Raw genomic sequence first — 10972 nt, forward strand, 5'->3', positions numbered from 1 at the left:
ACGACTATCGTGGATTTTTAGCCAAGTCCCGTCTTTACGCCAATTGCGAAAGTATGTATAGACCGTTTGCCAAGCAGGAAAATCTCCTGGTAGCGATCACCATCTGACTCCTTCTACCAAAATGTAGAAAATCGCGTTGAGAACCTCCCAAATATCAACTTCACGCTTTCGACCACCCGGTTTTGGCTCTGGAATCATGTCACTGAGAAATTTATATTGTGCCAGGGTTAGGTTGCTCTTGTATGCTTTACTCATACCACTCTCTCGGTGCTGTTTAGTATCTATTCACAGCGTATACTGAGAGAGCTTTTTTACAACATTCCCAACTTTTCAAACAACCTCTTAGAGCCTGCTCTCTTTACAAAGCACAAAAAGAAACTAATGAAACACTTTACCCTGTTTACTTTTCTGTATCTAGTAGCGGGAGTTTGCTTGACGGCGATCGCACTTGGGCATCCTGACATCACTCCAAAGCATAAAATAACCCTGCTAATTAATGCTGGACTGTTATACCTTGTCGCTGTCCTTAGTACCTTTCGATTTTGGCGACAACGCTTAATAGACCGCCAAGAGAGACTGCGCGATAAACCTGCTTGGGATCGGAATTTTTACATAATTTTACTTTTACTCATCATTGGATTGACGCTTTTTACAGCGCTCCCTGACTTGGTAAATCACAACTGGGCAATAGAGGCGATCGCCAAAGCATCTGTCGCGCCACTACTCATCCTGGCAAGTGCAGAACAACTCTTGATCAGAAGCCAAATTCGGCAATAATCCCGATTACAGGTATTTTCTTTATTAGACTTCTTGCATAAATCCAAAATAAGAACCCCACCCTGCCTTTGACTTACGTCAAAGTCTCCCCTCCCCGCAGGCGGGGAGAGGCTGGGGGTGGGGTTTAGGGAACTTTTGCAAGAGGTCTATTATTGACCAGAAGAGTACAACTGAAGTCGGAGACAAGAGACCTCTTGCATAAATGCTTAAATTGTCATATTAAGCGGAGCGATACATTTAGTGAGATTCTTCTCTCCACTGCGTTTCGCTCAGAATGACATACCTGATTTTGGGACTTTTGCAAGAGATCTAAGGTAACACTAGCAGAGATTGATTAAATGGTTGTTCCCTTGTCTCCTTGCTCTCTTCGATGACACTACTCAGATAGACGTTGCTGGTAGTAGTTAACTATTTTTGCCGTGACTTCTGACACGGCTAAACCATCAGTTTGCACTTCGATCGCATCTGCTGCTTTTTGCAAAGGCGAAACTTTGCGTGTACTATCTTTCCAGTCACGTTCAGCAATGTCGTGTTCCAGTTGCTCTAAACTCACTTCAGGTTGACCTTGGGTGTTAAAGTCTTGCTGGCGGCGACGGGCGCGTTCACTCACAGAAGCGGTTAAGAAGATTTTCACTTCCGCATCGGGGAATACGTGAGTACCAATATCCCGACCTTCAGCAACTAAACCACCTTTTTTGCCCCATTTTTGCTGTTGTTTAACCAGCGCTTGACGGACTGCGCTTTGTGCCGCGATCGCCGATACTTGAGATGTTACCTCAATGGTGCGAATTGCCTGGGTAACATCAGTGCCGTCAATCCAAACCCGCACGGACGATTGTAAATCCTGGGTGGGAGTAAGTTCAATTTTACACCGATTAGTTAATTCGGCGATCGCACACTCATCCTCAATCGCAATTCCCTTTTGCAATACTAACCAAGTGACAGCACGGTACATCGCTCCTGTATCTAAATACACTAGACTCAGGTTTGCTGCCACTTGCCGCGCCACTGTGGATTTTCCAGCACCAGCTGGGCCATCAATAGCGATAATGGGTTGACGATCGCGCAATATGATATTGTCAATCAAACGTGTAGCACCAAGACGAGCTGCGATCGCCAACATTCCTTCCTCCTCAACTTTTTCTAAAGACATCAACGTAGTCGGTTCAACCAATTCAATATATTCCACACAGACTGTACTGACCATTGCTACTTCTTGCTGTACCACTGCTATCAACTTGTTACGATTGCGATCGCCTGCAATAAATGCAGCTTGGGCTCGTTGCAAACCACGATATAACACCGTTGCTTGCTCTTTTACCGTTGCCGTCAAATATTGATTGCGAGAACTCAAAGCAAGACCCGACGCTTCCCGTACTGTTGGACAAGCAACAATTTCTACTGGCAAATTTAAGTCAGCTACTAAGCGTTTAATAATTGCTAGTTGCTGACCATCCTTTTGACCAAAGTAAGCACGGTCAGGCTGTACCAAGCTGAAAAGTTTGGTAACAATCGTAGCGACACCCTGAAAGTGACCTTGCCGAGAACGACCACACAAGCCTGTTATCATAGCAGATGGGGGGATAACTTGTGTAACCTTTGATTCTTGTATACTCTTCTGAGAAACTGCCATTTCTTCCGGAGTCGGTGCAAAAATGGCATCAACTCCAGCTTGTTCGCAAAGTTTTTGGTCTTGCTCTAAAGTGCGAGGATAGTGTTGATAATCCTCGTTAGGAGCAAATTGCAAGGGATTGATGAAAATACTCACAATCACCGTAGAATTTTCTTGCCGCGCCCGTTGAATCAAGCTTAAATGACCTTGATGCAAATTCCCCATCGTTGGCACCAGACCGACTGCCGTCTGATACCAGGCAGTCATCTCATCTAATCTCAGATCCTCAGTAACTGCAATCAGCTTGTTTTCTGAGCAGTGTTTAGTTAAATAGCAGCGTAAAGCTGCGACTGTTGTCAGCAGGCGCACAAAAATACCCCTAGTTCTTATCGATCCCTCCCCCGTTAGTTTATATCTGAAATAGAGGGAAGAGTTGATTGAACTAGGGGAATTAAGTGATACGGAACTGGGGATTGGGCATTGGGCATTGGGCATTGGGCATTGGAAAAATCTCTATTCCCTATTCCCTACTCCCCACTCAATTATTTTCCCAAGACTTCAATATGTACTGGTGCAACACCACTGCCCATCATTCCCAAAATCCGAGCTGCACCAGCAGACAGGTCAATGATTCGACCCCGAATATATGGGCCGCGGTCATTAATCCGCACTACCACACAACGACCGTTGCGGGTGTTAGTTACACGCACTTGCGTACCAAAGGGTAAGCTGCGATGGGCGGCAGTCATTCCTTCTGGATTAAATCTCTGTCCGCTAGCAGTACGATTACCAGAACCGTCATAACCGTAATAAGAAGCCATGCCTATCAAGGTAGCTTGCACTACTCCGACGGCAATTTGTTGAGGCAGCTTTGGTATCGATACTGGTTGACGTACTGGTAAATTCGCAATTTCTTTTAAGGGAGATGCATTGCCTAGTAGTCTCCGCAGGCGATTGGTTGCTTGCAATGCATCTTGCGCTAGATCGTTGGTAGTACCTGCTAATTGCGTACTTTCGTTGATTTCTACCAACTCTTCGTCATTAACTTTGATTACATAGCGATCGCCATCTTCTTGGACAGGGGCGCTTTTGTTTTGCGCTTGATTGGCAATAGATTTTTCCCCTGCTTTCCAACTGACGGTAATCTTACTCGCATCCACGTTTTCCCGATTCAACTGGTTAATCTTAGCTGCTATTACACTAGCTATCTCAACCGGGTCATTGTCAACTGAGCTAATCTGGTTACTCGCATCTGTTACGTTGCCAGTATTCAATGCATTTGGTGAATTGCTAGTAATAAGGGCGTACGATTGTACGCCCTCAGCATCTCCAATTTCACCAACTTTTTTACTTTCAAGATTTGTATTTGATACAGAACTCAAAAAGGTGAGAACAGGTATATTTCTGATAAAAAGGGTTGCCGCCTTACGTCCTTTAATGTCATGAGGATGAATTTCTGTAATCACAGCATCCAAGGTTTGTTTCCCTGCTGTTGATTGGTACTCTCCCACCTTCACCACATCAGGGGCAGGTGATTTTTGGGAAGTTAGTACATTTTTCTTGATGGTTTGAGTACAACCGACTGAGGGTATGCCCAAAACAGCCATAGACAGGGCAACAATAATCCACAAATGTCTTTGATTCATGCGTCCGTTTTTAAAGCGACTGTAGAACTTAAGTTTTATAACTTGCGGGATTTTTCACTGGTGAAAGTGATTTCCCTATTTGAAAAACTCGAACTCGTTCCGTTTTCACTTTGTTCTTTATAACTGCAACAGACTAACACGAACCTTTTGGCTTGGGGATCAGGGTTTTAGCGTAACTAATGCCCGCTTTCTCAAATTCCAATTCCAATTTGAAGGGCGAAACCTTTCTCAAAAGCGGACTTTGGCTATGTAACGCTTTTTTGTGTAAGTCAAAAATTTCTTCAAAAAATTTTATGTTTATTTCACACCAAAGTGACGATACCCTATTCACATCGGTTGTAAAGGCTCGCAACTACTCGTGTATTCTAGATTACATGGTTTTTTGCTATTTCTCTCAGCAACTTAATATAACTTTAATTAAACAGCATCAGCATAAATACCTAAAATCATTTATTTAAGGAAATATTTAGATTTAACTATGAATAAGTCGTGATACGAGTTACATCTTAAATAATTATGCAAATTAGTTTGAGTCTAATATCTTTTTTCAAAGTTTTTTCTACTTACATCAATCATTACTTTTATTCTCCACAACTAGACTGATATTAGTGATAAATATCACTTAATACTCCAGTATTGCTGAGTATAAAAAAAAGGACGATACTCAAACTAATATTCGTCCAGATTAATGACTTAAAAATTAATAAAACTTCGCGATCGCTTAGATAACAGATGATTTATGTAATATATATAACAGTAAATTTTTCTTAACCTCAGTAATTACTCAAATGTGATTTTTGAGAGCAAACTGTTTTCGACAAAATCTTTGTAGCTGTAGGGATGTACAGCTGCACCCCTTCTATATATAGTAGGTATTTTGGGAAATGCCATCTGCCTAATGACAAATCAAGAAGATTTAGAAATAGAACCATCGCCATTAAAAGCTGTTCTCAACGAGTTGTATTCCCGGTACAAGTCACTGCGGGAGGGTGCAGTCACAAAATACATTCCTGAACTGGCAAAGGCAAACCCGGATTTATTCAGCATTTGCATTGTGACAGTAGATGGTCAGGTTTACAAAGTTGGGGACTACGAGCAACTTTTTACTATTCAGTCAATTTCCAAGGTGTTTGCTTATGGACTTGCCTTAGAAGATCATGGACTGGATTATGTTTTAACTAGAGTTGGCGTGGAACCAACGGGGGATGCATTCAACGCGATTATTTTGGATGAGCGATCAAATCGACCATTAAATCCAATGGTAAATGCAGGAGCGATCGCTACTACAAGCTTAATCAAAGGTTCTGGCCCTACCGAACGCCTCAATCGAATGCTGGATATGTTTCGTCGATATATTGGCCGCGACATGTTCGTTGACATTTCAGTTTTTACCTCAGAACGTAGTACAGGCCATCGCAACCGCGCAATGGCGCATCTGATGCTCAACTTTGGCATGATTGACCGAAACATTGAAGAGGCGCTGGATCTTTATTTTCAGCAGTGTGCTGTGATGGTGAATTGCCAAGACTTAGCGGTGATGGCGGCTACTCTGGCGAACAGAGGTATTAACCCCATCACCAAAGAACAAGCGGTAGATAAGCGTTATATTAAAGATATTTTGAGTGTTATGTATACCTGCGGGATGTACAATTTTGCAGGTGAGTGGGCTTACAAAATTGGAATTCCGGCGAAAAGCGGCATTTGTGGTGGGATTATTGCCGTTGTACCCAATAAGATGGGCATTGGAGTTTTTTCACCGTTGTTGGATGTGCGTGGTAACAGTGTGCGGGGGGTGAAGGTGTGTGAAGAACTTTCCCAACGGTTAGGTTTACATCTATTTGACTGTTCAGGTCAAGAGACGAAATTTGGTTGAAAGAAGCAAAGGGGTAAAGGAATTTTATTTTATAGTTCTTTTAAGACGAGAGTCTGGATTAACATTATGCATGAAGTTTCAAAGCAGACTATAGAGACAACACAAAAACATGCTCAAAAAGCAATTGAGCATAGCAAAGAGATACAAGAGTTGGGTAAGAGTTTAGAAACAAATGACCAAATCGATCCGGAACAAAAAGAACGTATCGAGGCCTATGGAAAAACCATGCACGAACACGCGCAGAAATTTCAAGATTTGGGGCACAGACTAACAGAAGATCCTTCAACAGATGTATATTCAGAAGCTGTAAAGGAGCATACGAAGGTAAATCAAGCCCATATTGAAGCAATTAAAGAATTTCAAAACATACAACCGCCAGCTTAAATGAGATATTAATTAAATATTAAATTTATTTGCTTTTAGCTGGATGTATATTGAGCTTATTGTAAGAAGAGTTAGGGATGAAGCCGATTGTCACTAAAATTGGCGATCAAAATCCTGTGAATAATAATTTAGCACGGTGGCAAATAGTTGCAGGTATAAAGCTTTAACAAGAAGATTTTAAATATACAAAAGACACAAATATTATGGATGTCAAAGAACGAAATTGGAATTATTTTACTACTAACCATTTGCTCGATTGGCATGGAATTTGGACGCAATATACACCAGAAGGTAATGTCAAAGAATCATTTCAAAGTTTGAGAAGTTTTAAAAGCAATCCAGAAAAGACTAAAATCGCCCATACCAATACTTATAGTTATGCAAATAGTTATGCAAATGGCGAAAATAAGCAACAGAGTTGGGAATTTGATTTTCTGTCAAATAGCTTAGATAATGGACTTTTTCACCCATCACGCGAGACGATGCGAGGATACTTCTTTGCTGACGGTCATGCTACTTGGGCAACAGTGAAGTTAAAACCCAACTCATATTTTGGCATAGAATTATTATTTAGATATGAAGATTTACGGCATAGTGTAGGTGTTGTTTATGACGATAGCAGAAATTTATTCTTTACAGTAAATATTCGTGAAGATTGTAATGGATTACCTAGTAAATATTGGTCAACTGAATTAAATCAATTACCAAAACGTGATTTTAGTGGTAATTGGCAATTATGATGATTTTGGAGTATTTTCTTCGGTGACGCTAGAAACATTCCTGATATCCAATAGTTATAAATGATTAGTACATTATTAAATTGCAAATCCATTACAGCAGAGATTGATATAATCGCTACTCAAGCTTACAAGAGAACTAAATGTACTGGTGCAACACTACTGCCCATCATTCCCAAAATCCGAGCTGCGCCGACAAACACGTCTATGATTCGACTCTGAATGTATGGGCCAGTCCACAAATGTTTTTGATTCATGCATCCGTTTTTAAAAGCGACTGTAGGACTTAAATTTTAGTAGAACTTCCCAAAGGTTAGGTTTACATCTATTTGATTGTTCAGGTGAAGAAGCTAAATTTGATTGAAAGGTAGAGCAGGCTGATTCTTGCTCCTCTTGGCTGGTCTACAATAGTATACACAAGTCCAAAAAGCTCGATTTACCTATTAGCGTAGGCATCGCCCTTTATAAACAATTTTTTGGCTTACTATTTAAGATAATATCTCAATCAAGCATCATTTAAACAAGATTAAATCAAGAGAGTCACAGATGGTTTCTTCCAACAGCAAGATAGGTATTATCGGCGCCGGGACATCAGGAGCTTATCTTGCCAGTTTGCTTATTCAAGAAGGGTTTCAAGTTGACTTGTTTGAAAAAGCTCCCGTAGTACGTACCGATGGATGTGGCATTCTTATTGTGCAATCAGGTATGGAGGCACTTGATAAAGGAAACCCTCAAATCAGCCAAAAAATTATTAACTCAGGCGATCCTGTTAAATTATTCGAGTTTCGCAATCTTAAAGGTGGATTGATCAATTCAGAATCCGTCACCTATGGTGAAGATGAACTACCAGGAATGCTCGTACACCGAAAGGTGATTTTAGAAGCAATCCTCGATACTTTACCCCCTGATAATATTCATTTTAATGCTCAATTAGCTTCGATAACGCAGACTGACAATAGCGCGATCGCACACTTTAAAGATGGAAGTCACTGGGAAGGGGATCTGATAGTGGGTGCTGATGGTATTCTTTCTAAGGTTCGGCAGTTTGTGGTTCCGAATGTAGAACTATGCTATTTAGGCGATCTAGTTTGGCGAGGCATTGTCACAGATAATAGCTTTTGTCCAGAGGGAAACTTTTTTGTTTATGTACGCGGTCGGGGAATTTATGCAAATTTCTTTCATATTGGTGGAAATCTGACTCATTGGGGTTTCTTTGTAGAAAAAGAGCAGACGGATTCTGAAATAGGCGCACTACAACCGGCTAATATATCTATTCCTCCCCAAGAATTAGCCAAACTCCCAGAGGATGCACGAAATGTAATTGAGTCAACCCCTCTAGAAAATATTATTTGTCGTTATTCCTATGACATCGACCCCCTGCCGAAACTGTATGATGGTCGTGTTATTTTAATTGGTGATGCAGCTCACGCAAAAAGTTCGACTCGCGCTAGAGGCATGACTTCAGGTTGGGAAGATGGTTTGTCTTTAACACAATATCTCACTTCTAGTGCTAGTATTGCCGAAGCTCTAGAAAATTATCAGACGGAAAGATTACCCATTGTTCACGAATATCAACGCACGAGTCGTGAGATGAGCCAGAAAATTGGTCGTCGTTAGCCAACGCGAAACTTAAAGTAAAATTAGTTTTTACCTAAAATTAATGAGTAACAACCCTGTAATTAGCGAAGATATCATCACGCCTGCGACATCTCCCGATCTGGAGAAAGTTCCAGAAATTTTTACACGTCATATTGGCACTTGGAAAGGTGAGTATATTAAAACTGATAAACGCGGACATTTTTCTCGCAGCTTTTTCGGTAGTTTTACCATCTTGATTGAGGGGAGTCAGTACCGACAAGTTAACAATTATGAATACTCAGATGGCTCTCATCTCCAGCTTAATTTTGAAGGATACTTTGAAGATAGGATTTTGAAATTGTTTTCTAGCAGTTATTCTGATTTTTCTGCGATCGCTTGGGATGCAGGTCAGGAAACAGTTTGCTTTCGGATGACGAAAACTCAAGATAACGCGCTGATTACATTTATGGAAACAATGACTTTACTCGATGAAAATCACCGAGTTCGTAGTACCCAAGCTTTTAAAGATGGCATTTTTGATGGCATCTCCTTTATTGAAGAAACTCGTTTTTCCTAAATAGATTAGATAGTTCTAGATTTGAGCAAGGAAGGTTCCAATCAAGCAAAATCGGGTAATTTGACCTTTATTTTTAAGAAGAATTAAACTGGTTCAGAAACTTGCTCATCTAGACGGCGAAACAAAAACAGCCAAAGCGGTAAGGAACTATTAATCGCAATTAGTCGCACTAAATGACCAGTTGTGACAATTTCAACATTATGATTCAATGCCAAGGAAACCAGGATCATTTCTGCCGAGCCTCCTGGTGCTGTGACTAACAGACAGGTTAACCAATCCCAAGAGGTTAATTGCATCGCAAGTATAGCAGCGATCGCTCCGGCTACGAGAGTCATCCCTACAGACATCAAGGCATAACCAACAGTCCGCTTCCTAAAATTGGGTTTATCTCCCCAATACTCACCAATAGTAATTCCCAAAAGCATTTGACCCAATAAGTTAATTAAAGGCGGCGGACTAAAGCTAATATCACCCACAAAAGGCAGCCAATGTAGCAAAGGATTAAACCCAAAACCAATCAACAATGCACCAAAGAAATCGCCAGCAGGAATTTTAAATAATATAGCTGGATAAACTACTAATCCAGTGATTAAAAGTACTAATAAGAGTAATTCTAATTGAGATGGATCAAAATTGAGCCAAGCAGCGTTGATTGGGAGGGTTTGCGGATAGTAATTACCAGCCGAAGTCCTAGCAATGAAGGGAATTAGAACAACTACAGAGGTGACGCGAATCGCCTGAACTAGAGCAACCAAGGTAACATTTTTATTGTAATCGGCAGCGATCGCTGCCATAATTCCGACACCACCAGGAACTGTAGCCAGCATTGCTGTAAATAGGTTGGTTTTGCTGGCACGGGAGTAAATGTAACCGATACAACTTCCACTCAGCAGCAGAAATAAGGTAAGAAAAATAAATATGGGAATATAAGAAGCGATACTAGCTAGATTAGCGTGGGTATTGGAAGCGCCGACAGTTAAGCCGACAAGTGCCATTCCCACTTTTCTAGCAGTGCGGTTAGGTTGGGGAGAATATTGATAAAAAATTCGACACCCTTGGAGAACCACTGTACCAGCCGCAATCCCACCAAATATCCAGGCAATCCTGCCAATTTGGAACTTTGCGAGGAGTAAACCCAGAGGTAATGCCAGAAGCATTTCCAAGGCAAGGACAATTACTTGCTTGCTAAATAGCTGTTGTTTGGTAACAACAAGATTTTCATGAGTGTGTTTTTCCAGACTGGGAGTACCACTTACACTTTGGTTCATCGATACTAAGCTTTTATTTAAGTCTAAGCTATAGGTGCAAAAGTGGATCTCCAGCGATGCGATCGCACACTACACATTACCAGAAATAAGCAAAATGATATAGGTGTAGGGTTTGGTTTTAATAGCGAGTTTATTTTAGATTTAAATTTAAGTCAGGTTTGGTAGCTCACCTCTTGCACCAGACAATTAAAATAGTGCCAGAGATATTCTACATCCACAGACAAAATTAAATATATGAACACAACTCCCTCTAAAAGAGAAAGAGATGAAATGTTCAAGTGGTTGAATCGTAACCGCCAGATGTTATTAGATTTATATAAAAATCAATATATCGCTTACAATGCGAATGGAATAATTGCTCACAGCGAAAACTTACGCGAAGTTTTAGCATTAGGTAATGCTGCAAAACAGCCTTTTTTAATTTAACGTAAGTTCGACGGTTATAAAAAGGCAAAAAGTTTGCTATGTATGGATTTGCACAACAGAGCATTCACGGCAGCGATCGCTACGATTGAGTGAG

General features: G+C 40.8%; 11 protein-coding genes and 1 pseudogene. 7 read left to right on the forward strand and 5 right to left on the reverse strand.

What is annotated here, in order from left to right:
• Positions 1–255: pseudogene (locus tag V7K56_RS24470) on the reverse strand (transposase); the annotation flags it as partial.
• A gap of 126 nt (positions 256–381) precedes the next feature.
• Between V7K56_RS24470 and V7K56_RS24475 the strand changes: the two are divergent.
• Complete coding sequence (locus V7K56_RS24475; protein ID WP_334914455.1) at positions 382–777, forward strand: hypothetical protein; 396 nt, start codon at positions 382–384, stop codon at positions 775–777.
• Positions 778–1153: 376 nt separating this feature from the next.
• Here V7K56_RS24475 and V7K56_RS24480 read toward each other — a convergent pair whose 3' ends face one another.
• On the reverse strand, positions 1154–2758 hold the full coding sequence (locus V7K56_RS24480; protein WP_334914457.1) for a bifunctional pantoate--beta-alanine ligase/(d)CMP kinase: 1605 nt from the start codon (positions 2756–2758) through the stop codon (positions 1154–1156).
• A 173-nt stretch (positions 2759–2931) separates the two neighbouring features.
• The gene (locus V7K56_RS24485) at positions 2932–4035 is read right to left on the reverse strand and encodes a septal ring lytic transglycosylase RlpA family protein (RefSeq protein WP_334914459.1); all 1104 of its coding nucleotides are present in this window, start codon (positions 4033–4035) and stop codon (positions 2932–2934) included.
• 898 nt (positions 4036–4933) lie between these two features.
• On the opposite strand from V7K56_RS24485, the gene glsA reads away from it, so the two are divergent.
• The 3 genes from glsA (at position 4934) to V7K56_RS24500 (ending at position 7032) form a co-directional block, all read left to right on the forward strand.
• Positions 4934–5908 carry a glutaminase A gene (gene glsA, locus V7K56_RS24490; RefSeq protein WP_334914461.1) on the forward strand — a complete coding sequence of 325 codons (975 nt, stop codon included), beginning with the start codon at positions 4934–4936 and terminating at the stop codon, positions 5906–5908.
• Between the two features lie 66 nt (positions 5909–5974).
• Positions 5975–6292: a hypothetical protein gene (locus tag V7K56_RS24495; RefSeq protein ID WP_334914463.1), complete on the forward strand. Its 318-nt coding sequence runs from the start codon at positions 5975–5977 to the stop codon at positions 6290–6292.
• Between the two features lie 203 nt (positions 6293–6495).
• Positions 6496–7032, forward strand: a complete 537-nt coding sequence (locus V7K56_RS24500; protein WP_334914464.1) for a DUF3598 family protein — start codon at positions 6496–6498, stop codon at positions 7030–7032.
• A gap of 125 nt (positions 7033–7157) precedes the next feature.
• Here V7K56_RS24500 and V7K56_RS24505 read toward each other — a convergent pair whose 3' ends face one another.
• Entirely contained in the window at positions 7158–7286 is a 129-nt protein-coding gene (locus V7K56_RS24505; RefSeq protein ID WP_334914466.1) for a hypothetical protein, read from the reverse strand.
• A gap of 289 nt (positions 7287–7575) precedes the next feature.
• Between V7K56_RS24505 and V7K56_RS24510 the strand changes: the two genes are divergently transcribed.
• Entirely contained in the window at positions 7576–8646 is a 1071-nt protein-coding gene (locus V7K56_RS24510; protein WP_334914468.1) for an FAD-dependent monooxygenase, read from the forward strand.
• Between the two features lie 43 nt (positions 8647–8689).
• The gene (locus V7K56_RS24515; RefSeq protein WP_334914470.1) at positions 8690–9184 is read left to right on the forward strand and encodes a DUF3598 family protein; all 495 of its coding nucleotides are present in this window, start codon (positions 8690–8692) and stop codon (positions 9182–9184) included.
• A gap of 83 nt (positions 9185–9267) precedes the next feature.
• Here V7K56_RS24515 and V7K56_RS24520 read toward each other — a convergent pair whose 3' ends face one another.
• Positions 9268–10452 (reverse strand): AbrB family transcriptional regulator, encoded by a 1185-nt coding sequence (locus V7K56_RS24520; RefSeq protein WP_334914472.1) that lies wholly within the window; start codon positions 10450–10452, stop codon positions 9268–9270.
• Between the two features lie 234 nt (positions 10453–10686).
• Between V7K56_RS24520 and V7K56_RS24525 the strand changes: the two genes are divergently transcribed.
• A complete protein-coding gene (locus V7K56_RS24525; protein ID WP_334914474.1) occupies positions 10687–10878 on the forward strand; it encodes a DUF5678 domain-containing protein in 192 nt (63 codons plus the stop codon).
• Positions 10879–10972: the final 94 nt, after the last annotated feature.

This window comes from Nostoc sp. (assembly GCF_036917535.1).
Lineage (GTDB): Bacteria > Cyanobacteriota > Cyanobacteriia > Cyanobacteriales > Nostocaceae > Nostoc.